This window comes from Bacillus sp. D48C (genome assembly GCF_053345735.1).
In genome coordinates this window covers 237299-258753 of sequence record NZ_JBKFAQ010000001.1, presented here as the reverse complement: position 1 = coordinate 258753, position 21455 = coordinate 237299, and the positions used below count along the sequence as shown (strand labels likewise).

Sequence of the window (21455 nt, the reverse complement as noted above, 5' to 3'; positions counted from 1 at the left end):
AACAAAGGAGCGTACACATGATGAAAAAATTTTTAGAGGTTGTAGGTGCTATATTTTTAGCTTTCGTAGATGGGAAAAAAGTTGCAATGGAATTGAATGAAACACCTGAACAACCACGTACAAAAAGAAAAGAATCACCAAAACAAATACAAGCATTAAAAGCTGTCCTACACACGTAAAAAACCCTTCACTTTTCTTTTCAAATGAAGGGTTTCTTTTCTATAGTGTAATACTTTCTCCAGCTTCTAATACTTTCCCTGTACAATTTTGTAGCTTTTCTACAAATTGATATGGATCTTGTTCAATAACTGGGAACGTATTGTAATGCATCGGTACAACAGTTTTCGAATTAATCCATTTTGCCGCTAGTACAGCATCTTCTGGTCCCATTGTGAAATTATCACCAATTGGTAAAAATGCTAGATCAACTTTATTTAATTCCCCAATTAACTTCATATCAGAGAATAGTGCAGTATCTCCTGCGTGGTACACTGTTTTCTCTTCTGCTGTAAATAAAATACCTGCTGGCATACCTGTATATGTAATCGTCTTATTTGCTTCATCAATATAACTAGAGCCGTGGAATGCTTGTGTAAACTTCACTTTTCCAAAGTCAAATTCATGTGAACCACCAATATGCATCGGATGTGTATTTACACCTTGCCAACTTAAAAATGTTGCTAGTTCAAATGGCGCTACAACAACTGCATTATTTTTCTTCGCAAGTTCTACTGTATCTCCAACATGATCACCGTGTCCATGCGATAAAAGGATTGCATCCACTTTTACATCTTCAGCTTTTAAATCTGTTTTCGGATTACCTGTTAAAAACGGGTCAATTAAAATAACTTTTCCATTCGCCTCAATTTTCACAACTGAATGTCCATGATAAGATACTTTCATTATTACATTCCTCCCCTATTCACATTCTCACTTTTTATTCTACATGATTTCTCTATTCCCTGTCTTTTCTAACATCTATTTACTTGTCATAACGCTTTCTTCCGAGTTAAAGTTATATTTGTAATTAAATATCTCGGGGGTGCCAATCGATGAATGCTAGATTAGAAAATTTAATGCAATGGCTAAAAGAAAAAAACGTAGAAGCTGCGTTCTTAACTTCTACACCGAACGTCTTCTACATGACGAACTTCCACTGTGAACCGCATGAAAGATTACTTGGTATGTTTGTATTCCAAGAAAAAGAACCTATTTTAATTTGTCCTAAAATGGAAGAAGGTCAAGCACGTAACGCTGGCTGGGCACATGAAATTATCGGATTTACTGATACTGACAGACCATGGGATATGATTGCAAAAGCAATTAAAGACCGCGGCATCAATGCAAATGCAGTTGCAATTGAAAAAGAACATTTAAACGTAGAGCGCTACGAAGAATTAACGAAATTATTCCCAAATGCAGCTTTCAAATCAGCTGAGGAAAAAGTTCGCGAACTTCGTTTAATTAAAGATGAAAAAGAACTTTCTATTTTACGCGAAGCAGCTAAAATGGCGGACTACGCTGTTGAAGTTGGTGTAAATGCAATTAAAGAAAACCGTAGCGAGCTAGAAGTATTAGCAATTATTGAACACGAATTAAAAACAAAAGGCATACATAAAATGTCATTTGATACGATGGTATTAGCGGGTGCAAACTCTGCTCTTCCACACGGTATTCCTGGCGCAAACAAAATGAAGCGCGGTGATTTCGTACTATTTGATTTAGGTGTAATCATTGAAGGTTATTGCTCTGATATTACACGTACAGTAACATTCGGCGAGATTTCTGAAGAACAAACTCGCATTTACAACACTGTACTTGCTGGACAACTACAAGCAGTTGAAGCATGTAAACCAGGTGTTACACTTGGCGCAATCGACAACGCTGCTCGTTCTGTTATCGCAGATGCAGGTTACGGTGACTTCTTCCCGCACCGCCTTGGTCACGGACTTGGAATTAGCGTACACGAATATCCAGATGTAAAAGCTGGCAACGAGTCTCCATTAAAAGAAGGTATGGTCTTCACAATCGAGCCAGGTATTTACGTACCAAACGTAGGTGGCGTTCGTATTGAAGATGATATTTACATCACAAAAGACGGATCAGAAATTTTAACGAAGTTCCCGAAAGAATTACAATTTGTAAAATAACAAAAAAGGCAGCTTGGTTGCTGCCTTTTTCTATTTCTCTACTATTTCAAATTTCTCTACAATCATTTTTGCTGGATAACTTTCAAGTATTTGAGAAAACCATACTTTTATTTTATCCCCTGTTTTTAACTGTTTATATGCGTCTTTGTCCTTAAAGCTCAAGACTATATGTGATGGATGCTCTTTATTCATTTGTTGTTCTATATAATGTTGCAACTCTACTTTTGTTTCAAACGTTTTATCATCGGCAAAAAACACCGTGTCATTTCTTAATATGATATACCCTTCTTTAGGTACTTTTTTTACCTCTACTTGTTTTGTAGTGCACGCTGATAATATGATTAGAAATACACTTATAAACATTAATTTTTTCATATGCCTATTCATTTTTAACTCCTTACTCTAGGCTATTTCAAATTTAACACCATCTTCTCCTCATACTTATCATCCCATTTAATCAAAACCTCTATCGGTTCATCTTTAGATAAAGGCGCACAACTTACACAAGATAATTTCATTTCAATCTTTGCTCCTTTATGATTTTCTGACGTTTGTGTCATTGTGCTAAAGGCTCCATTAATAGCAATCTCTAAATTTTTAAATTCTGTATTCCCATCTCCGCCTTTGTACTGAAACGTAAACACTCCATCTTCACTGTCGTCCTTAATATGGCCCTTATATTGTCCCGTCCAACTTTTGCTCTCGCTAGAAAAAGTAACATACCAAATCGAACAACTCCCTAAAAAGAAAATACTAATGAAAAAGAATAATGCTCTCTTCATAATGCCCCCTCCATTCAAAAACACTTATTTATCCCGTATTAACGGACAGTAAGATCCCCACATCAAAATTCCGTGAAAGCAAAGAAGTTAGGTGGGGAATCCCCCACTGATTAAAGTTTCACTTCATTGCCTATTCCTTCCTTTTATTATACTATTTAAATACAGAATTTTCTAAAATAGGAGGATTTATATGTTACAACAACAATTAGAAGAAATTCGTAATAATAATTACATACTGGATAACACACTTAACATTGATTCTTTAAGTTCTAATATGCTTGAACATATTGGCGATACTGATAGCTATTTAAGGGACAAACTCATCTACTCTACTTTTTATCATCTCATCAAAAATCGCTACCTTTCACACACACAATTACAGAAACTATTATTAGAAAGCATCGGTGAAAAATATTTATTGTATAAAATTCATTCAGATGACGAAGATGCTGTATTTACTCGCGCATTTACCACCTTATTAATTGCGCTCATTATAGATGCAGATACAAATCATAATTTCTTATCACAAACTGATATTTCAAATGTAAAAGATCAATTAATTCTATATATGAACAATGAACATGATTTCCGCGGATATGTTCCAGACCACGGCTGGGCACATAGTATCGCTCATGCTTCCGATACATTTGAGGCGCTTGTTCATAATCCTAAACTAGAAACTTTACATTACGAAGAGATATTAAAAACTTTGTTAAACAAAGTTTTTGTCCATTCTATCTACTACAAATATGAAGAAGACGAGCGTCTCGTTTATCCGATTGTCGCAATGCTGCAAAATGACCTAAAAGAAGAAATACTCATATTAGCCCTTCGTGACTTAGCAGCTCAATTACCGGTCCAAAAACAAGTACTACCTATTGAATCGTACGAGTTTCTATATGGAAATACAAAATCTTTCTTACGTAGCTTATTTTTCAGATTACGTACAATGTCTATATGTAAAGAAACTGAATACGAAATTGAAAAATTGCTACAAGAGCTTCCAAAATATTATTAAAAAAGAAGGCCACTCAAAAAGTGCCTTCTTCTATTTCACTAATATTTAATTGAAATTTCACGATCCAAACTGAGAAAAGGTGGACAAGAAGCGCAAACGCCATACATGCTCCACTTAAAAAAGTTAGTATAGGATGCGAATACACGTGCCCCAATCCATAGGATATCGCCACGAAAAACATTGTTATGTAAATATAAATTGCTCCATGTATTTGCCTCATATAAACCTCCTTTTCCCATATTATAACATAAATTTTCTGATTATTCACATTAATTACTTGTAATCAATATTTCTCAACTGTTACACCTCTTACAGCAGCCTTAATATACGGTGACCCTTGTAAACTTTGTAAATCCTCTGTTTTTCCTGTTACGACTATACCGTATATTGGTAAGTCTTTTGGTTTGGTGTTTTTTATTTCTTTATCCCGCATTAACGGGCAGTAAGACCTCACATCAAAATTCAGCGGAAGCAAAGAAATTAGGTGGGGGGCGGACTGCCCGTAAAAGCCCGATTGGTGAGGGCTGATAATCAGTGGGGGATGACCCCCACTGATTAAAGTTTCACTTTATAGTTTATCCTAAAATATTCTCGATATCCCTCTTTATTTTCACTTAAAGATATCCAAATGCAGCTTTTATAAATTGTTTCATAATAAAAAGCACATCCATTTTGATGCGCTTCTCTCTGAAATACTATTCTATTATTTCATCGCTTCCTTCACAACATCTTGAATCATAACAACTTCTGTTTTCATATCAATAGACGGTGCTTCTTCATCGATACATTCATACCAAAATGCTAAGTGCTTTTTATCAATTTCATGATGAGAATTTTCGACATGAGTCCCACCTTTTCCTTGCACAGAATACCAATATAAGTACTCTTCTCCATCTCTTATTTCCCGGAAAATTGTCTCAACGTACATCTTTTCGTCATTTAATGTCAAAAGTACTTCTTTCATATTATCATTAAGAAGCTGCATCCATTCATCTACTCGATGACTCTTACCAGGCTTAACTTTAAATCTCGTTAATTCTACATTCATTTTTATTCCCCCGTTTTCTTACGTACAAACAAACTATATTCTATTGGATGATAAAAATTTAATTTACTAGCTAATTTTACCGAAGGAATATTGTCTACATAACAATCCCAACTCGGTATAATATCATTTTGCATGCAATGTTCAATGAACCTTGTCGCAACAGCTTGAGCTAATCCTTTCCCTTGATGCGCTTCATGTGTTGCAATATCTATTTCAGCAAAACCATTCCCGTTAAATATTGAGACACATTCAGCTACAATTATCCCATCTTGTTCTATACAAAATCCAAAACCACTGTTCAAAAACGTTTCTTTTGATCCCCAATACTCTTTGTAGTACTCCTCTTTAAATTCACTGCTTCGCTCTATATCTCTTATATCAATACGCTTCACTTCATATGTATTTTTGTTAAAATCTCGTTGTTTCTCTTCAAAGGTTACGCTTTGAAATTTCATTCGCGGGATGTTCCGAAGTACATTACTAAAACGCTCTTCTATCATCATTTCCCATTCTTCGCTCGAAGTGAACAGTGTAAATCTCTTCTCTGTTTTTTCAATAGCCTTTTTGATATACGAAAATAAATCTTCGTTATACTTGTGATCATCCGTATCACCAAATAAATAATAGATACCGTTAGCTGTAATAATTAATCCTGCTGTTAATTGCCCGTTTACAAAAACCTCACCATCTATCATTCGATCACATACGGCATAAGCAAACGTCGTCGTTCTTGTATTACCTTCTAAAACCGGAAGAACTTTTCCATACTCAGCTACAGATAATTTTTTCATAATTGCTCCACCTTAATCGTATCAGCCTCTATATGTTCAAAACAAAGATTTACCGTTCTCTTTAATGCTCTCGTTCTATGAATCGTACATGCTGGAATTAAAATAGAATCATTTGGCTTTAAAACCGCTGTTTCTCCATTTTCAAAATCAATAAGTAATTCTCCCTCTAGCACAATAAATAATTCATCCGAATTAGAATGATAGTGCCAATCATATTCACCAGTAAATACAGCGATTCGTAAGCAATGACTGTTTATATTTGAAACGACGAAGTTTTTATGTTGATCTTGAATGTCCTTTGTTAATTCTATTAAGTTCACAGTTTCCATCTTTCGTCTCATCCTTTCATTAGTCGTTCTTCTGAAAAATTAACTTAATCTCCACCCCCTCCGCAATCTCCTCCACCATCACTTGAGCTACTACAATCACTGCTACTGTAGTCACCGAATCCACTTGATGAGCTTGAAGCGTATGAAGATTTTTTACTTCTTTTTCTATCTTTTTTACTTTCATGACTAGGCCATACTGTATCAAAAAATATAACGAATAAGACTAATTCTATTGCAACAAGGATAAATACTAAAATACTCTCAATAATATTAGGATTTATCTCAAAACTGTAAAACACTCCAAATGAATACATACACAAAATTACATACAGAGCCATACAAATATACCGAAATGATTTCTCTATCGTAATGACTACTTTTTGTGAAAAAGGTATGTTCTGCTCCTGTTTTTTCTTTATGTACTTTTGTCTTTTAGCTTGCTTTCGCTTTCTCTTTTTGCTCCCCATAGAATTCCCTCTTTTTTTATTATACAATTCTAAATTATCATAATAAAAATCGATTTACACCAATAAAGTGAAACTTTGATCAGTGGGGGTTTTATTCATCCCCCACCTAACTTCTTTGCTTCCGCTGAATTTTTGGGTGGGGGGTCTTACTGCCCGTTAATGCGGGATAAATAACAATTATTCACATGTTATTTCCCCATATAAAAAAGACCCTCCTCACGAAAAGGAAGGTCTCAAATGTATTTCTATTATGATAAAGCAGGAGCTTTTTCAAGTAGCTCTTTCGCATCAGCGTATTGTAAGCCATGAGCTTCTGCAACTGCTTCGAATGTTACATAACCATCTAATGTGTTAATACCTTTTAATAGTGCAGTGTTGCCTAGGCAAGCATCTTTATAGCCTTTGTTCGCAATTTGTACTGCATATGGTACTGTAACGTTTGTTAATGCAAGAGTTGACGTACGTGGAACCGCACCTGGCATATTAGCAACTGCATAATGAACAACGCCATGTTTTTCGTAAGTTGGGTTGTCGTGAGTTGTAATACGATCAGTTGTTTCGAAAATACCACCTTGGTCAATCGCGATATCTACAACGACAGAACCTGGTTCCATTGATTGAATCATTTCTTCTGTTACAAGTTTTGGCGCTTTTGCACCTGGAATTAATACCGCACCAATCACAAGGTCAGATTCTTTTACAGCTTCTGCAATGTTGTATGGATTAGACATTAACGTTTTTACTTGGTTACCGAAAATGTCATCTAGTTGACGAAGACGTTCTGCACTTAAGTCGATGATTGTTACATCCGCACCTAAACCTACTGCAATCTTAGCTGCGTTTGTACCAGCTTGACCACCGCCGATGATTGTTACTTTGCCGCGTTTTACCCCTGGAACGCCTGCAAGTAAAATACCTTTACCGCCTTTGTTTTTCTCAAGGAATTGTGCACCGATTTGTGCGGACATACGACCAGCTACTTCACTCATAGGTGCAAGTAATGGTAAAGAACGATTGTCTAATTGTACTGTTTCGTATGCGATTGATGCAACTTTGTTATCGATTAATGCTTTCGTTAATTCTGGTTCTGGAGCTAAGTGTAAGTATGTGAATAAAATTAAACCTTCACGGAAATAGCCGTATTCACTTGCTACTGGCTCTTTTACCTTCATAACCATATCTTGATTCCATGCTTCTTCAGCAGTTTCTACAAGTTTCGCACCAGCTTGTACGTATTCTTCATCCGTAAAACCAGATCCTAAACCTGCTCCTTTTTGAACAAAAACTTCATGACCATTTTGTACTAAATGTACTGCTCCCGCTGGCGTCATTGCCACACGGTTTTCATTGTTTTTAATTTCTGTTGGAATACCGATACGCATGATTAGTTCCCCCTTGAGTTATGAAATGACCCCTGAATCATTTTTTAAAGCGCTTTCTACGCTCTTATATTTTAACATAATATCTCAATATTTGACAAAAAATAATACAAGTTTTCCGATAGATTTAATTTTATATTAAAAGACAGTATTATCCGCACCTCTCAGCACAATGGATAAACTGTCCAATTATTTGAAACTTCATCTTATTTTATTCTATCGATGTCTATGAATAACATCCACTGCACCAGTCACTTCAATAATTGTACCGGTAATCATATCGGAATCGTCCTCACATAAAAACGAAATGGTTCTTGCAATATCTTCACCTGTTCCAGATCTACCAATCGGTGTGTTATGCTCTTTCAGCTGACGTGCTTCTTGAATAGTTGCCTCTTTCATATCGCCTATAATATCACCAGGACATACCATGTTCGCAGTAATACCATACTCCGCTTCTTCATAAGCAACTGTTTTCGTTAATGAAACAAGTCCTACTTTGGCCGCTGCAAAAGCTGAACGATAAATCCATCCCGGTGCACTATCCGCCCCTTGAAATCCGTAATTAATAATACGGCCAAAGCTCTGTTTTCTCATGACCGGAACGACAAGTTTTAATAAATGAAATACCGCTGTTAAATTTCCCTGAATCATTTCATTCCATTCATCTTCTTCATAATCAACTAACTTTTTTCGTTCAAATACATATGGACCAGCATTATTAATTAAGAAATCAATTTTGCCAAAACGGCTTATCGCTTCTTCTACCATTTTATGTAAATCTTCCTTTTTCGTGACATCCGCTTGCACGAATTGTAGACGCTCTTCCATATTTTTATATGTTTCTTTCAACTTTTCCATAGCCGTGATATCGCTATGATACGTTACTGTTACTGAATATCCTTTAGCCAATAACTTTTCTGTTACTTGCTTTCCTAAACCTTTCGTACCGGCTGTAATGAGCGCGTGTCTCACAAACATGCCTCCTTTTAAATTGCTATACTTCATATGTAACAAGTTCTCGCTCCAATTACAACTAAAATGAATTGAAACAGAGTTTTCAAAATTCTGTAACGTTTCTGGCAAGCACGTTACCAAAATTTGTTTTATAATTAAGTTGTAAACAGTTATAAAACAGATTGGGAGGAATTTACTATGAATAATACATATACAAATATTTTAATCGCGGTGGATGGTTCTAAAGAAGCAGAAAAAGCCTTTAAAAAAGCAATTCAAGTCGCAAAGCGCAACAATGCAACATTAACAATCGCTCATATCGTTGATGTAAAAGCGTACTCAGCAGTAGAGGCTTATAGCCGTGCAATTGCTGAACGTGCAAATCTATTTGCAGAAGACTTATTAGAAGACTACAAAAAAACTGCGCTTGAAGCTGGTCTTGAAAAAATTGAAACTGTATTAGAATTTGGTAACCCTAAATCTAAAATTTCAAAAGAAATCGCTCCAAACCATAAAGTAGATTTAATTATGTGTGGTGCGACTGGTTTAAATGCTGTTGAACGCTTCCTAATCGGTAGCGTCTCTGAACATATTATTCGCTATGCGAAATGCGATGTCCTTGTTGTTCGTGGTGATGAGGAGCAAGGTGATCTTTAATTTATAGATAAAACACCAAGTCCACATGGGCTTGGTGTTTTTCATTTCACATATTTCACTATAAATACAAGACAAGCCACAATAACAACAGTAATTGCTAATACATAGGGAGGAAGAAACTTCAAAGACCATAATGCCATCATAATCGTCGCAACCGTTAAGTATGCTTACTTTGCATCTTCTGTCATTTTTTTACGAAGTAAGAAGACGTACAAATAGCCAATTGGCGGCGTAATGAAGCAAAGAACATATATGATTTTTGATTTTAAATACCATTTTTGTTCTCCAAGTTTCTTTATATCCCCTTCTATTCTCTTATGCTCTTGTTCTCTCGCTTCTTCTACAAGCGGATTTTCCTCTTCTCCTCGCTTTTCTTTCATATAAGGAAGAAAGTGCATAAAAAAATAGTATGCGCATACGAACGCTCCAAATCCAATATTTAATCTTTCTAATGGAATATGCTCACTAAAAAAAGCAGCAGTAAGCACTAAAGACAAACAGTACGTCATCATCCAAAATGAACGTTTTCTCTTTTTCCGTTCCATTTCTTTTTTATCTTGTACATGTTTTCTTTTCGAAAGCCATATTGAAATACAGCAATCTACTAGAAATAGAGAAAAAATAAATATCGCAACGTGTACTGTTTCTACATTTCCAAATGAAAATACGTTTGGGAATGCAACATACAATACAATTAACGTGTACAAAATTAGCCCTATAAAATAAAGTGAAACTTTAATCAGTGGGGGGTTTTGTTCATCCCCCACTGATTATTAGTTGAACCAATCGGGCTTTTACGGGCAGTTGATCCCCACCTAACTTCTTTGCTCTCGCTAAATTTTGAGGTGGGGGTCTTACTGCCCGTTAATGCGGGATAAATACGTCTCATTTTTCATCCCTTTCTTATTTCCTAACATTACGTTAACATACATTTTTTAGAAATAGACGGACAAAATATATATGTGTAAAAAAGGAGGATGCTATATGGATGATTCTGAACGCATTATTTTAGACGTGAACGGAAAAGAAATTGAAATGCTAGATAAGATTCGCACTCATTTTAAAGAGAAACATGGCGTTGAACTAAGTAATGGTGCATTGCTTCGTGATTTGATGGATATTGAGTATATTCGAATTACGGAAGATCGACATAAGTATGATTAAAAGAAAAACGACTGCAGGCGAATGCCATCAGTCGTTTTCTTTCTTTATTTAAGCTCTTGATGTTTCCCGCCCATACCACCAGGCTCATTGCTATCTTGGTGTACAGTTAGTTTATTTGTTTTCGTATCTTTTAAAACTCTATATGTATATGATTCATTTGGTTCATCTTTAAACTGTACATTCATACCATATGAATCCATTTTGCTATAAAAGGCCGGTTTTATATATAAAATATCACTTTCTTTATATCCTTTATCTTGCAAATGCCACATCGTTGCGATAATCGCTTCTTCTCGCTTTTCTTTTTCACCAACATACATATATTTGTCCAAAAGAAACACTTTAGCATTTGCAATTAAACTAATTACCAGTACAATGATAAACACTATTTTTTTCATAGACTTCCCCTAAATTGTTATTTTTTACTACATTGTAACTTAAATGCTAGTAAAAAATAAAGTACGCCAGACTTTACTAGACTGGCGTACTTCCCAACTCAATTCTTAATAAATTCTTTCGTTAACCCCTTCGCCTTCTCCAAAGCGTTTTTGATTTGTTCAAACCCTGTCCCACCAGCACTATTACGACGCTTTACAGCCGCATATGGTGAAAGAACTTCATACAAATCTTCTTCAAATAAAGAGCTCATTTCTTGATATGTTTCAAGCGGGACATCTAATAAATAAATTCCTTTTTGTGTGCAATGTAGCACTAACTTCCCAACAATTTCATGAGCTTGACGGAATGGTAGTCCTTTGTTTGCTAAGTAGTCGGCAATTTCTGTTGCGTTGGAGAAATCTTGCGTCACAGCTTGCCCCATTTTTTCTTTGTTTACAGTCATCGTTTCAAGCATGCCCGCCATAATATGAAGGCATCCTTCTACTGTTTTGACTGTATCAAACATTCCTTCTTTATCTTCTTGTAAGTCTTTATTGTAAGCGAGTGGTAATCCTTTCATTACTGTAAGTAAACTGAATAAATTACCGTATACTCTGCCTGTTTTACCACGGATTAGTTCCGCCATATCCGGATTTTTCTTTTGCGGCATAATGCTGCTACCTGTCGCATATTGATCGCTCATTTCAATAAATTGAAACTCTTGGCTACTCCATAAAATAAGTTCCTCACAAAAACGTGATAAGTGCATCATGAGCATAGATGAATTACTTAAAAACTCCAGTATGAAATCACGATCACTTACTGCATCTAAACTATTTTCATAGATTCCATTAAACCCAAGAAGTTCCGCACTATATTCTCGGTCGATCGGGAATGTCGTCCCAGCTAGCGCTCCTGCCCCTAACGGCGAAATGTTAATACGCTTTAACGAATCTTCATAACGATTCACATCACGCTCTAACATCCAAAAATAAGCGAGAATATGATGAGCAAATGAAATCGGCTGAGCACGCTGCAAATGCGTATAGCCCGGCATAATGGTTTCAATATTATTTTCTGCTTGGTGAACAAGAACAGTTTGCAATTGTTTTGTAGCTTTTATAATATGTTCTACCTTTTCTTTTAAATACAAATGCATATCTGTCGCCACTTGATCGTTACGACTTCGGCCTGTATGAAGTTTCCCTCCTACTTCACCGATTTTTTCAATTAACATCTTTTCAATATTTAAATGAATATCTTCAGCTTCAATCGAAAAATGTAATTTATTTTGTTTCGCTTCTTCTAATAAATATTGAAGACCTATCTTTATTTTCTCTGCCTCTTCTTTCGTAACGATGCCTTGCTTTGCTAGCATCGTTACGTGTGCAATACTCCCTTTTATATCTTGATTTACTAATTGTTGATCGAAGGAGATGGATGCTCCAAACTCTTCAACCCACGCTTCCGCTTCTTCCGTAAAACGTCCGCCCCAAAGTTTGCTCACGCTTCCACCTTCTTTTGATTCACTTGGCTGTATACTTTCGTCGGTAAACCAAATAATGAAATAAATCCAACTGCTGCATCATGATTAAATTCATCTTGAGCAGTATATGTTGCTAATTTTTCATCGTATAAAGAGTATTCAGATTTACGTCCTTCTACAATCGCATGACCTTTAAATAATTTTACACGCACTGTACCTGTTACATTCTTTTGCGTTTCTTGTAAAAATGCATGAAGCGCTTGTTTTAAAGGAGAGAACCATAAACCGTTATAAATAAGTTCTGTTATTTTCTGTTCAATCACTGGTTTAAAATGTGCTACTTCTTTTACGTGTGTTAAATCTTCCAACTCTTTATGTGCAGTGATTAACGTCATTGCTGCTGGGCATTCGTATACTTCACGAGATTTAATACCGACAAGACGATTTTCTACGTGATCGATACGTCCAACGCCATGTTTTCCAGCAAGTGCATTTAACGTTTTAATTAATTCTGCAAGTGAATATGCAGTACCATTCAAAGTCGTCGGTACACCTGCTTCAAATCCGATTTCTACAAACTCTGGTTTATTCGGTGTATCTTCTAATGCTAATGTCATCTCATATGCCTCTTCTGGTGGTGCTGCCCATGGATCTTCTAAAATTCCACATTCGTTGCTGCGTCCCCATAAGTTTTGATCGATTGAAAACGGGCTATCTAAATGAATCGGAATTGGTACATCGTTTTCTTTTGCATATGCAATTTCTTCTTCACGTGACCACTTCCATTCACGTACAGGCGCAATCACTTCTAAGTAAGGATTTAATGCTTGGATAGAAACTTCAAAACGAACTTGGTCATTTCCCTTTCCTGTACATCCATGTGCAACTGCAGTTGCACCTTCTTGTTCTGCGATTTCTACTAATTTCTTCGCAATAAGCGGACGAGATAATGCAGAGACAAGAGGGTATTTCCCTTCGTATAATGTGTGTGCTTGCATCGCCATCAATGCATATTCATTCGCAAATTCTTCTTGGACATCCACCATATATGATTTAATTGCACCAACTGAAAGTGCCTTTTCTTTCACAAACCCTAAGTCTTTTCCTTCCCCTAAATCTAAACAAAGTGCGATAACATCATAATTCTTCTCTTGTAACCATTTAATTGCAACGGAAGTATCAAGACCTCCGGAATATGCTAATACAACTTTTTTCTTCTCCATTTTGCATCCCCCTAAAGAATAAATATTCATTTTCTTTTATAATAATTCAAACTTTAACACCTTTTACAAAATGTATCAAGAGTCATTTTCAAATTTTTTCAAACAATTTCGTCGAACTTTTTTCTGTTTTTCTGTACAATATAAGCAGGAAAACGGGGGTGAACTTATGGAAAAGTATTTCTTATACGATAATCATCTAGGAATTGAAATTCCGCATTTACAAGAAGATTGGGAAGATATCCCCGAAAAAATGCAGCATGCTATTTTACTAAAATGGGAACAAATTCGCGGGAAAATTCCTGATCGTATAAAAGAACTTGAGCACTATATTAATACAAAACAACATCATTTAAATAACGAAGAAGACTTCGAAGTTTCTTGTAAACTAAATTCAGAAATTGCCGATCTTGCTTCCATCATTAATGACCTTTGGCTTTGGTATCGACTCACTCAAAATGTATCTGAGGGGAAAGCACACCAATGAAAAAAGCATGCCCCTCAATTACTTTGGGTCATGCTTTTTTGTCGTAACATGATTTACAATATATCTCTTGTGCTGTTTTCGCCAAACACACATCAAATGGACCAACTAATATACTTCTTTCTTTCGGCAACTTTACAAAAGCAACAAGTTCTTCTTCATATTGAATTTTTTTCTGACATGAAACGCATATTAATTCTTTTCTTTTGAACATGTCTTTTAGCATATCTTCACTCTCCCCTTCATCTATCTATATTAATATACTCTCATAATAGTTAAGAGTTGTAAAAAAATGACACATTTCGAATCGAATGATTCATATACTATGTACAAAAGGAGGTCTAAAGCTTATGCGTGCTTTCGTTATTATCGCTTTAACTTTTTTAAGTGTAATTAGTTGGGATGCGTTTTTTAAAGATAAAAGTGATGAAAAGAACACAACGGAATAAAACCCTTTTTTTCTTGCTTATTGGACAAACCGTTACAAACTGTCCAATCCTCTGAAATAACTTAGGCTTTGCTACAAAAATATTTAAACATAACATTTTTTGTAGATTCCCTCCGTTTATTGTCGGTTTCCATCCGCATACATTTTTTAAAAGTATGATATAATAGTATAAATCTTGAAGGAAGGGATTTTGATATCATGATCGCTCGAAGGAGCATGTGGCATCGTATTGACGAATCATACACGTAGCGTATTTTTCAGCTCAGATACTTTAGTCTAGCGAAAAAAATACGAGAGTGGGGAAATTATGATTGCCCGAAGGATAATTTGGCAAAAAAAAGACTCTTCTTACACATAGCGTTTTGTTTAGGACTTAATTGTTACTAACTAAACAAAACAAAGAAGAGCAGGATTGCTAAATGACGAATCCTACTCCACGTTTTGTTTAGTCGTTTTAAGACTTAAACTAAAACGAAGGTAGGGAGAATTGATGGACGAGAGGATTATTCGTTATTTCTTCAGCGACATATAGCGTAGTTAGTTTTTTCGTAAACTAACTGAAAGCTACATGTGAGCTCGTAGTTAGTTTACAACACAAAAAGGACTACTAACTACGGAAAGAAGGAATAACGATGAGGAACATCCAAAGTCGGCAAATTATTAAAGAAATTTTTATGGTTTTAATCGGTTCATTTATTTTAGCAGCAGCGCTATATCACATTCACTTCCAAAACCACTTAACAGAAGGTGGCTTTGTAGGAATTGCACTATTCATTCAAAACTTTTATGATATTTCACCATCTATTTCAACTGTATTAATGGATATCCCAATTATTTTACTGTGTGCTTCATTTTTGGGTAGAAAAATGGTTGGCTATTCATTCTTAGGTTCTATTTCATTCGGATTATTTTATTCCTTAATGGAAAATTATTCTCCATTTACGGTAGATTTATCAAATAATTTATTTATAGCTGCAATAGTTGGCGGTGCGTTAGCTGGTATTGGACTCGGTTTTATATTGCGATTTGGCGGTGCAACCGGTGGAGACGATATTTTAACAATTGTATTAAGTAAACGAACTCGTTTTACAATTGGGCAAATTTTCTTCGTCTTTGACGCGATTGTTCTTGCGCTTTCATTATATTATTTAAATTGGACAGAAATTGCTTTTACTATTCTTTCGATTGCCGTACAGGCAAAAACATTGGATTTAATTTATTATCCAAAAACAGAAAAAACAGCAGAAAAGCAGCCAGTATCTGTTCCAATGTCCAAAAAACATGCAACAAATTAAAAAAGCGAAAGGCTTCGGCCTCTCGCTTTTTTTATGCTCTTTTTTCTTTCTCGACTATATGGCGCACTTGATAAAATCTATTTGCAAATTCAGTAACGTTTCTTGTTAAACGATAGTTCACTGTAGATCCAATTGCCATTCCAATTACCGGAATACCTTGGAATAATTTACGACGAAGAGCATAAATCGAAAATGTCTTCAAAATTTGTTTTAACACAACTTCAGTAGAAGCTGTTTGCAACACTGCTTCGTCTCCTTCATAAAAGAACGAATCTTCTTGCTCCAGCTCTTGCAATAAATTGTACCATGCGTATTGCTGAAGTCTTCCTGGTAGTAATGACGCATGAAACACCTTTAACGCAAGCATCATTTCATAAGGCTTGTTCACATCATGCCCAAATGATGTTGCAATAAGTTGGACTGCCTTCACATTTAACGCGATCATAACCGGAAAATCTGCCGTTAATAATAATAAACCTCCAGCACCTGTCGCCCCGCCTTGCACAAACGAATATAGACGATGACGTGCTGTTTGCTGCTCTGCTATGTATGTTAACTGATCAATAGATAATGCTTTCAAATCTTCAAGCTGTTCAATCGATTCATCAAATAATCTCGATGTTCCTAAAATCCGATTACGTGCATCTAACTGTGCTTGTGAACTTTGAATAAATGCATGCAAATGAAAGAGCCATCCATCTGCTTTCGTGAAGAATTCTTTTCGCTTTTTCTCAGGTAATTTCGCAACTGTAGTATGTAACCATTTATCAAACACTTTTTGAAAATCGGTCGCTTCTTGCTCAACTAATTGCGCTTCCCATTCTTTTATATTGTCTAAAATGGCTTGTTCTCGCTTCGATCGCATCGTAACAACCACCTCGTTCGATTTTTTTCTATTGTAACATATTTCTGCTTATTCTTTACAAATATGCTTGTATATCTCTTTTTATATACCCTTTATGAGTGACATAAAATAATAGCAAAAAGGATGAGATGCTTCACATGAATCTATCCAATCTAAAACAAAATTATAACGCAGAATTCAGCTTAGGAAAAAACTGCTGGCCTACTTGGGCATTATATCAATTAGAATTATCACCATTTTTTGGCGTTATTGATTTTATGCTAAGTCCTTCATTAGCGAAAGTAAATTTATTATTCCAAAATCGATTTGACCGCTTTTTAAATTAAGAAAATTTATCCTTCATCTCATTTTGGGATGATGATGCAAAATTAAGATGAAGGGGCAACCTTTATGAAATTGACTCCTGTCATGACTTTAAAACAGATGTAAACACACCAACTACTTGGCCTTCTTATACAGAAATTAAGTTAAACTACGAACATCGAACTAATCGTTTTCTAACTACAATTGAAACGGCAGAATCCATATTATTTATTCGAACTGGAGGAACATACGAAGAAGCATGTTCCCTAGAACAAATTTCATCTCAAATAATTACACATACATTCTCTGTCCTGTTACTAATTCCTGCCGATATACCAACTATCACTCAAGAAGATTGGGGATTACAACATACTTGCGTTATGAAATGCCCGATTATGGATGTATACCAATACAATGAAGCATTTTGGAAAGACTTATTTGATGGAATTACAGTTAGACCGCACACTTAAATACAGAATACTTTTATCACACCATACATTATAATCTTCCTTATACAAAACAAATAAGGAGTGATTCTATTATGTATCCACGTGCAAAAGCTTTCGGTCTTGCTGTACATCAAGATCGCCTTCTCGTACAAGAATATTATACAGAAGGCGAAACATATTATCGTCCTCTTGGCGGTTCCATTGAACTTGGTGAAAAATCAGCACATACTGTTATTCGGGAGTTTAAAGAAGAGCTTCATACGGAGATAGAAATCACCAATTATTTAGGTTGCTTAGAAAATGTCTTTCATCTAGATGGGGGCATTGGTCATGAAATCATTCAACTATATTCTTTGCGTTTATTAGACACCTCACTATATGAAATGGAAATATTAAATATACAAGATAAGCAAGCAGTAACATATGCGAAATGGATTCCTATTAAGGCATTCATTCAGAAAGAAAAAATATTATATCCGGATGGTGTTTTAAAATACATCCAAAAGAAAAAAGACGAAATCCTATAGGATCTCGTCTTTCTTTTTATATATTAACCAATATCTCCAAGACGTAGTACGTCACGAGCAATCATAACTTCTTCGTCAGTTGGAATTACGATAATTTTTACTGGAGAGTGTGGGAAGCTGATGAATGCTTCTTCACCGAATACGTTATTACGTTTTACATCGAAGTATACGCCCATGTACTCAAGGCCTTCTAATACGCGCTCACGAATAATCGCACTGTTTTCACCTACACCAGCTGTAAAGATGATTGCGTCTACACCTTTCATACGAGCTGTGTAAGAACCGATGTATTTGTGGATACGGCTTACGAATACATCAAGTGCTACTTTCGCACGGTGGTCGCCTTCTTCTTCTTTCGCAATGATGTCACGTAGGTCACTAGAGTAACCAGTAAGACCTAACATACCACTCTTCTTGTTTAATACGTTAACTACTTCTTCTACTGTTTGGCCTGTTTTTTCCATGATGTATGGAATTAACGCAGGGTCAAGGTTACCAGAACGTGTACCCATTGTTACACCAGCAAGTGGAGTGAAGCCCATAGAAGTATCGATAGATTTACCGCCTTCTACTGCTGCGATACTTGCACCGTTACCTAAGTGACAAGAAAGTAAGCTTAAGCTTTCAATTGGACGACCTAATAATTCAGCCGCACGCTCAGTTACATATTTATGAGAAGTTCCGTGGAAACCGTATTTACGGATGCCGAATTTTTCATAGTACTCATATGGTAAGCTGTATAGGAATGCAGATTCCGGCATTGTTTGGTGGAATGCTGTATCGAATACTGCTACTGCTGGTACGTTTGGTAATACTTCTCGGAATGCTTTAATACCAACAACGTTTGCTGGGTTATGAAGTGGTGCTAAATCGCTTAATTCTTCGATATCAGCTAATACTTCATCAGTAATTAAAACAGAGTCAGCAAATTTTTCGCCGCCGTGAACAACACGGTGACCGATACCGCCAATCTCATCTAGAGATTTAACGATTCCGTTTTCAGTTAATTTTTTAAGAAGCATATTAACTGCTACTGCGTGATCTGGGATGTTTGTAATTTCTTTTTGTTTTTCGCCATCTACAGTAATAGTGAAGATACTATCTTCTAAACCGATACGTTCTACTAAACCTTTTGTTAATACTGTTTCACTTGGCATTTCAAATAATTGGAATTTTAAGGAAGAGCTTCCTGCGTTAATCGCGATGATTTTTGACATCTAGTCTTTCGCCCCTTTTTCTCTTGGTAGTTGTGTGGATGTTTCCACAAACCGCTCGATTTTATCTAATCAAATTTACTAAATATGAAAACGTTTCATCATTAGCAAATTTTATACTCACGATTTTAATTTAAACATCGTCCGACATATATTTCAAGTGAAAAAATTGTAACACCAAGAAAAAATATATATTACAGATTTCAAAAAAATTCAGTTAAATCTAGTATATATTTAAAAATATGACATATTATATAAAACTGTACTACATGAATCACTAACTCTGTTACATATACCCAGCTTTATTTATGTGTTGCAAACCAAGTATTTAATTGATCCATAATGTTCTCCATCGCCTTCATGTTAGAGAATTTAGGCAACTCCACTAATAACGCCTGTTTTGGCATTGTTACATTAGAGCCTTTCTTTTGGAGAACAAATATACTTTTTGCATTTTTCTCGTTTTTAAACATGGAAACAGGAAGCTGTAATAACCCTTGAATAAAGCATGTTTCTTTAATAAATGCATGTAATTTTGGTGCCTGATCACTTTCAAAAATGAAGTTTGGTACTAAGAAGAATAAGTACCCGCCCTCTTTCGTATGTTTCACACTTTGTTCAATAAATAAGTGATGAGCATACGACATTCCTTCATCTGCTTTTAATTTATATTCACTGGCACCGATTTCGTTTGGATAGTAACCAATCGGTAAGTCTGAAACGACTGCATCAACTGGATCGATATAAAGTGGTGCTAGTCCATCTTGATGGAAGAATTCGATTGCATGCTTCTGTAAATTTGCATTTACTAAAGCAAGTTTAATTAGCACTTCATCCACTTCTACACCAAATCCACTCATTGTTAGTCCTTCTTTGGCGCTATTAAACACTGTAGTCATTAAATTTCCTGTTCCAATTGCAGGATCTAAAACTGTAATTTCGTTTTGACCTTGCATAAATTTATGGAATAAGTAACTCATGAACATCCCAACTGCATCAGGCGTCATTTCATGATTCGCTTGTACGCCTTCTTTCATTCCTTTTAAGATGGCTAACTGAAATGCTTTACGAATTTCTTCACCTTTATATGTTTCTTCATTAAACGTACTATATTCACGATTCAGCCTTTCAATTGCTGATTCGGATAATTCCTCTTGTAAAATCGCTCCCTCAAACAAGTTATCACCTGTTTCTACAAGCGCCTCTAAATATGTCACATCTAATTCTTTACGTAAAACTACCGCAGAAGAATCAAAAATAGAAAATAATGTTTCCACTGTCTGACTCACGTACATTCCTCCTTCTCTCTTTTACACATAACTTATATCATACCACAAAGTGATTTTTTCCAAAAAGAAAAAGCGACCTCCTGTAAAGAGCTCCCTCTCAAGTTATATATGATATAACGTTTTTTCTCATATATCGGCACCGTTACGTAGCGATATATGAGAAAAAACGACCTCTTTATAAGAGGTCATTTCCTTCACATTACTTTGCAGATTTAGCTGCTTCTAATGCTGCTTCATAGTTTGGATGGCTTGTACCTTCGCCTACGTATTCTACGTAAACTACTTTGTCATTGCTATCTACTACGAATACTGCACGAGCAAGTAAACGAAGTTCTTTCATTACTAAGCCGTAAGCTTCACCGAATGAAAGGTCACGGTGGTCAGAAAGTGTTACAACATTTTCTAAACCGTTTGCTGCACACCAGCGTTTTTGAGCGAATGGTAAATCAGCGCTAATTGTTAATACTCTCGCGTTTTCAATACCTGCTGCATCTTGGTTAAAACGACGTGTTTGTGCATCACACACACCTGTGTCGATTGAAGGTACAACACTAATTAATTTTACTTCGCCTTTGTATGTTTCTAAACTTACTGGAGATAAGTCGTTTGCTAATACTTGGAAGTTTGGCGCTTGATCGCCAACTTTAACTTCTGTTCCAACTAAAGTCATTGGATTACCTTTAAAAGTTACGTTTGCCACTTGAAAATCCTCCCTTATTTAAACAAAATATGTACAATGTAAATGATAGTTTGTC

General features: G+C 35.6%; 26 protein-coding genes and 3 pseudogenes. 9 read left to right on the top strand and 20 right to left on the bottom strand.

Annotation, left to right across the window (positions count from 1 at the left end):
- The first annotated feature begins 17 nt into the window (after nt 1-17).
- Entirely contained in the window at nt 18-179 is a 162-nt protein-coding gene (locus ACLBXA_RS01470) for a hypothetical protein (RefSeq protein ID WP_000976014.1), read from the top strand.
- 40 nt (nt 180-219) lie between these two features.
- Here the strand turns inward: ACLBXA_RS01470 and ACLBXA_RS01465 are convergent, their stop codons facing one another.
- Nucleotides 220-903, bottom strand: a complete 684-nt coding sequence (locus ACLBXA_RS01465; RefSeq protein ID WP_000868923.1) for a metal-dependent hydrolase — start codon at nt 901-903, stop codon at nt 220-222.
- Between the two features lie 149 nt (nt 904-1052).
- Here ACLBXA_RS01465 and pepQ point away from each other — a divergent pair, with 149 nt between their 5' ends.
- Nucleotides 1053-2150, top strand: a complete 1098-nt coding sequence (gene pepQ / locus ACLBXA_RS01460; protein ID WP_000994039.1) for a Xaa-Pro dipeptidase — start codon at nt 1053-1055, stop codon at nt 2148-2150.
- 30 nt (nt 2151-2180) lie between these two features.
- Here the strand turns inward: pepQ and ACLBXA_RS01455 are convergent, their stop codons facing one another.
- Together ACLBXA_RS01455 and ACLBXA_RS01450 are read right to left on the bottom strand one after the other, a co-directional pair.
- On the bottom strand, nt 2181-2537 hold the full coding sequence (locus ACLBXA_RS01455; protein WP_001079383.1) for a DUF3221 domain-containing protein: 357 nt from the start codon (nt 2535-2537) through the stop codon (nt 2181-2183).
- Between the two features lie 20 nt (nt 2538-2557).
- A complete protein-coding gene (locus ACLBXA_RS01450; RefSeq protein ID WP_000816728.1) occupies nt 2558-2932 on the bottom strand; it encodes a hypothetical protein in 375 nt (124 codons plus the stop codon).
- Between the two features lie 190 nt (nt 2933-3122).
- Between ACLBXA_RS01450 and ACLBXA_RS01445 the strand changes: the two genes are divergently transcribed.
- The gene (locus tag ACLBXA_RS01445) at nt 3123-3950 is read left to right on the top strand and encodes a DUF2785 domain-containing protein (RefSeq protein WP_000941472.1); all 828 of its coding nucleotides are present in this window, start codon (nt 3123-3125) and stop codon (nt 3948-3950) included.
- A gap of 13 nt (nt 3951-3963) precedes the next feature.
- On the opposite strand, the gene ACLBXA_RS01440 is transcribed toward ACLBXA_RS01445, so the two are convergent.
- From ACLBXA_RS01440 to ACLBXA_RS01405, 8 genes and pseudogenes are all read right to left on the bottom strand, one after another.
- Complete coding sequence (locus ACLBXA_RS01440) at nt 3964-4170, bottom strand: hypothetical protein (protein ID WP_001248905.1); 207 nt, start codon at nt 4168-4170, stop codon at nt 3964-3966.
- Between the two features lie 63 nt (nt 4171-4233).
- Nucleotides 4234-4374: pseudogene (locus ACLBXA_RS01435) on the bottom strand (anti sigma factor C-terminal domain-containing protein); the annotation flags it as partial.
- Nucleotides 4375-4653: 279 nt separating this feature from the next.
- Complete coding sequence (locus ACLBXA_RS01430) at nt 4654-4998, bottom strand: DUF6176 family protein (protein ID WP_001100212.1); 345 nt, start codon at nt 4996-4998, stop codon at nt 4654-4656.
- A 2-nt stretch (nt 4999-5000) separates the two neighbouring features.
- The gene (locus ACLBXA_RS01425; protein WP_000736719.1) at nt 5001-5789 is read right to left on the bottom strand and encodes a GNAT family N-acetyltransferase; all 789 of its coding nucleotides are present in this window, start codon (nt 5787-5789) and stop codon (nt 5001-5003) included.
- Nucleotides 5786-6118, bottom strand: coding sequence for a cupin domain-containing protein (locus ACLBXA_RS01420; protein WP_000450936.1), 333 nt, complete (start codon nt 6116-6118; stop codon nt 5786-5788). The genes ACLBXA_RS01425 and ACLBXA_RS01420 overlap by 4 nt, the downstream gene beginning before the upstream one ends.
- A gap of 44 nt (nt 6119-6162) precedes the next feature.
- Nucleotides 6163-6585, bottom strand: a complete 423-nt coding sequence (locus ACLBXA_RS01415) for a hypothetical protein (protein WP_000534961.1) — start codon at nt 6583-6585, stop codon at nt 6163-6165.
- A gap of 248 nt (nt 6586-6833) precedes the next feature.
- The gene (ald, locus tag ACLBXA_RS01410; RefSeq protein ID WP_001219402.1) at nt 6834-7967 is read right to left on the bottom strand and encodes an alanine dehydrogenase; all 1134 of its coding nucleotides are present in this window, start codon (nt 7965-7967) and stop codon (nt 6834-6836) included.
- 213 nt (nt 7968-8180) lie between these two features.
- Nucleotides 8181-8972 (bottom strand): SDR family oxidoreductase, encoded by a 792-nt coding sequence (locus tag ACLBXA_RS01405; protein WP_033668923.1) that lies wholly within the window; start codon nt 8970-8972, stop codon nt 8181-8183.
- A gap of 147 nt (nt 8973-9119) precedes the next feature.
- Here ACLBXA_RS01405 and ACLBXA_RS01400 point away from each other — a divergent pair, with 147 nt between their 5' ends.
- Nucleotides 9120-9578 carry a universal stress protein gene (locus ACLBXA_RS01400; protein ID WP_001066672.1) on the top strand — a complete coding sequence of 153 codons (459 nt, stop codon included), beginning with the start codon at nt 9120-9122 and terminating at the stop codon, nt 9576-9578.
- Nucleotides 9579-9619: 41 nt separating this feature from the next.
- On the opposite strand, the pseudogene ACLBXA_RS01395 reads toward ACLBXA_RS01400, so the two are convergent.
- Nucleotides 9620-10318 (bottom strand): annotated as a pseudogene (locus tag ACLBXA_RS01395) (hypothetical protein).
- A gap of 244 nt (nt 10319-10562) precedes the next feature.
- Here ACLBXA_RS01395 and ACLBXA_RS01390 point away from each other — a divergent pair.
- Nucleotides 10563-10742, top strand: coding sequence for a hypothetical protein (locus ACLBXA_RS01390; protein ID WP_000342753.1), 180 nt, complete (start codon nt 10563-10565; stop codon nt 10740-10742).
- Between the two features lie 44 nt (nt 10743-10786).
- Here the strand turns inward: ACLBXA_RS01390 and ACLBXA_RS01385 are convergent, their stop codons facing one another.
- The 3 genes from ACLBXA_RS01385 to ACLBXA_RS01375 all read right to left on the bottom strand — a co-directional run bounded on the left by ACLBXA_RS01385 (nt 10787) and on the right by ACLBXA_RS01375 (nt 13829).
- Nucleotides 10787-11140, bottom strand: a complete 354-nt coding sequence (locus ACLBXA_RS01385) for a DUF3139 domain-containing protein (protein WP_079246007.1) — start codon at nt 11138-11140, stop codon at nt 10787-10789.
- Nucleotides 11141-11238: 98 nt separating this feature from the next.
- A complete protein-coding gene (gene argH, locus ACLBXA_RS01380; RefSeq protein WP_079246008.1) occupies nt 11239-12627 on the bottom strand; it encodes an argininosuccinate lyase in 1389 nt (462 codons plus the stop codon).
- Nucleotides 12624-13829 carry an argininosuccinate synthase gene (locus ACLBXA_RS01375; protein WP_000412339.1) on the bottom strand — a complete coding sequence of 402 codons (1206 nt, stop codon included), beginning with the start codon at nt 13827-13829 and terminating at the stop codon, nt 12624-12626. Before ACLBXA_RS01375 ends, argH begins: the two co-directional genes overlap by 4 nt.
- Nucleotides 13830-13995: 166 nt before the next feature.
- Here ACLBXA_RS01375 and ACLBXA_RS01370 point away from each other — a divergent pair, with 166 nt between their 5' ends.
- Entirely contained in the window at nt 13996-14313 is a 318-nt protein-coding gene (locus tag ACLBXA_RS01370; RefSeq protein WP_000417222.1) for a hypothetical protein, read from the top strand.
- Nucleotides 14314-14341: 28 nt separating this feature from the next.
- On the opposite strand, the gene ACLBXA_RS01365 is transcribed toward ACLBXA_RS01370, so the two are convergent.
- The gene (locus tag ACLBXA_RS01365) at nt 14342-14536 is read right to left on the bottom strand and encodes a hypothetical protein (RefSeq protein WP_000910278.1); all 195 of its coding nucleotides are present in this window, start codon (nt 14534-14536) and stop codon (nt 14342-14344) included.
- Nucleotides 14537-15390: 854 nt separating this feature from the next.
- On the opposite strand from ACLBXA_RS01365, the gene ACLBXA_RS01360 reads away from it, so the two are divergent.
- The gene (locus ACLBXA_RS01360; RefSeq protein ID WP_001244514.1) at nt 15391-16053 is read left to right on the top strand and encodes a YitT family protein; all 663 of its coding nucleotides are present in this window, start codon (nt 15391-15393) and stop codon (nt 16051-16053) included.
- A 31-nt stretch (nt 16054-16084) separates the two neighbouring features.
- Here the strand turns inward: ACLBXA_RS01360 and ACLBXA_RS01355 are convergent, their stop codons facing one another.
- A complete protein-coding gene (locus tag ACLBXA_RS01355; protein ID WP_001256853.1) occupies nt 16085-16918 on the bottom strand; it encodes an EcsC family protein in 834 nt (277 codons plus the stop codon).
- 137 nt (nt 16919-17055) lie between these two features.
- Between ACLBXA_RS01355 and ACLBXA_RS01350 the strand changes: the two are divergent.
- Together ACLBXA_RS01350 and ACLBXA_RS01345 are read left to right on the top strand one after the other, a co-directional pair.
- A pseudogene (locus ACLBXA_RS01350) lies at nt 17056-17691 on the top strand (DUF1796 family putative cysteine peptidase).
- A gap of 71 nt (nt 17692-17762) precedes the next feature.
- Complete coding sequence (locus tag ACLBXA_RS01345; protein WP_079246009.1) at nt 17763-18197, top strand: NUDIX hydrolase; 435 nt, start codon at nt 17763-17765, stop codon at nt 18195-18197.
- Nucleotides 18198-18220: 23 nt separating this feature from the next.
- On the opposite strand, the gene ackA is transcribed toward ACLBXA_RS01345, so the two are convergent.
- The 3 genes from ackA to tpx form a co-directional block, all read right to left on the bottom strand.
- The gene (gene ackA, locus ACLBXA_RS01340) at nt 18221-19414 is read right to left on the bottom strand and encodes an acetate kinase (protein ID WP_000034583.1); all 1194 of its coding nucleotides are present in this window, start codon (nt 19412-19414) and stop codon (nt 18221-18223) included.
- A 299-nt stretch (nt 19415-19713) separates the two neighbouring features.
- Nucleotides 19714-20700, bottom strand: coding sequence for a class I SAM-dependent methyltransferase (locus ACLBXA_RS01335; RefSeq protein ID WP_000084365.1), 987 nt, complete (start codon nt 20698-20700; stop codon nt 19714-19716).
- A 199-nt stretch (nt 20701-20899) separates the two neighbouring features.
- Nucleotides 20900-21400, bottom strand: a complete 501-nt coding sequence (tpx, locus tag ACLBXA_RS01330) for a thiol peroxidase (RefSeq protein WP_000024531.1) — start codon at nt 21398-21400, stop codon at nt 20900-20902.
- Nucleotides 21401-21455 lie beyond the last annotated feature (55 nt).

What these genes read in the sequence shown, in the direction of transcription:
- ACLBXA_RS01470 (WP_000976014.1), top strand. Translation starts at nt 18, where the DNA reads ATGATGAAAAAATTTTTAGAGGTTGTAGGTGCTATATTTTTAGCTTTC.
- ACLBXA_RS01465 (WP_000868923.1), bottom strand. Translation starts at nt 903, where the DNA reads ATGAAAGTATCTTATCATGGACATTCAGTTGTGAAAATTGAGGCGAAT.
- pepQ (WP_000994039.1), top strand. Translation starts at nt 1,053, where the DNA reads ATGAATGCTAGATTAGAAAATTTAATGCAATGGCTAAAAGAAAAAAAC.
- ACLBXA_RS01455 (WP_001079383.1), bottom strand. Translation starts at nt 2,537, where the DNA reads ATGAATAGGCATATGAAAAAATTAATGTTTATAAGTGTATTTCTAATC.
- ACLBXA_RS01450 (WP_000816728.1), bottom strand. Translation starts at nt 2,932, where the DNA reads ATGAAGAGAGCATTATTCTTTTTCATTAGTATTTTCTTTTTAGGGAGT.
- ACLBXA_RS01445 (WP_000941472.1), top strand. Translation starts at nt 3,123, where the DNA reads ATGTTACAACAACAATTAGAAGAAATTCGTAATAATAATTACATACTG.
- ACLBXA_RS01440 (WP_001248905.1), bottom strand. Translation starts at nt 4,170, where the DNA reads ATGAGGCAAATACATGGAGCAATTTATATTTACATAACAATGTTTTTC.
- ACLBXA_RS01430 (WP_001100212.1), bottom strand. Translation starts at nt 4,998, where the DNA reads ATGAATGTAGAATTAACGAGATTTAAAGTTAAGCCTGGTAAGAGTCAT.
- ACLBXA_RS01425 (WP_000736719.1), bottom strand. Translation starts at nt 5,789, where the DNA reads ATGAAAAAATTATCTGTAGCTGAGTATGGAAAAGTTCTTCCGGTTTTA.
- ACLBXA_RS01420 (WP_000450936.1), bottom strand. Translation starts at nt 6,118, where the DNA reads ATGGAAACTGTGAACTTAATAGAATTAACAAAGGACATTCAAGATCAA.
- ACLBXA_RS01415 (WP_000534961.1), bottom strand. Translation starts at nt 6,585, where the DNA reads ATGGGGAGCAAAAAGAGAAAGCGAAAGCAAGCTAAAAGACAAAAGTAC.
- ald (WP_001219402.1), bottom strand. Translation starts at nt 7,967, where the DNA reads ATGCGTATCGGTATTCCAACAGAAATTAAAAACAATGAAAACCGTGTG.
- ACLBXA_RS01405 (WP_033668923.1), bottom strand. Translation starts at nt 8,972, where the DNA reads ATGAAGTATAGCAATTTAAAAGGAGGCATGTTTGTGAGACACGCGCTC.
- ACLBXA_RS01400 (WP_001066672.1), top strand. Translation starts at nt 9,120, where the DNA reads ATGAATAATACATATACAAATATTTTAATCGCGGTGGATGGTTCTAAA.
- ACLBXA_RS01390 (WP_000342753.1), top strand. Translation starts at nt 10,563, where the DNA reads ATGGATGATTCTGAACGCATTATTTTAGACGTGAACGGAAAAGAAATT.
- ACLBXA_RS01385 (WP_079246007.1), bottom strand. Translation starts at nt 11,140, where the DNA reads ATGAAAAAAATAGTGTTTATCATTGTACTGGTAATTAGTTTAATTGCA.
- ACLBXA_RS01375 (WP_000412339.1), bottom strand. Translation starts at nt 13,829, where the DNA reads ATGGAGAAGAAAAAAGTTGTATTAGCATATTCCGGAGGTCTTGATACT.
- ACLBXA_RS01370 (WP_000417222.1), top strand. Translation starts at nt 13,996, where the DNA reads ATGGAAAAGTATTTCTTATACGATAATCATCTAGGAATTGAAATTCCG.
- ACLBXA_RS01365 (WP_000910278.1), bottom strand. Translation starts at nt 14,536, where the DNA reads ATGCTAAAAGACATGTTCAAAAGAAAAGAATTAATATGCGTTTCATGT.
- ACLBXA_RS01360 (WP_001244514.1), top strand. Translation starts at nt 15,391, where the DNA reads ATGAGGAACATCCAAAGTCGGCAAATTATTAAAGAAATTTTTATGGTT.
- ACLBXA_RS01355 (WP_001256853.1), bottom strand. Translation starts at nt 16,918, where the DNA reads ATGCGATCGAAGCGAGAACAAGCCATTTTAGACAATATAAAAGAATGG.
- ACLBXA_RS01345 (WP_079246009.1), top strand. Translation starts at nt 17,763, where the DNA reads ATGTATCCACGTGCAAAAGCTTTCGGTCTTGCTGTACATCAAGATCGC.
- ackA (WP_000034583.1), bottom strand. Translation starts at nt 19,414, where the DNA reads ATGTCAAAAATCATCGCGATTAACGCAGGAAGCTCTTCCTTAAAATTC.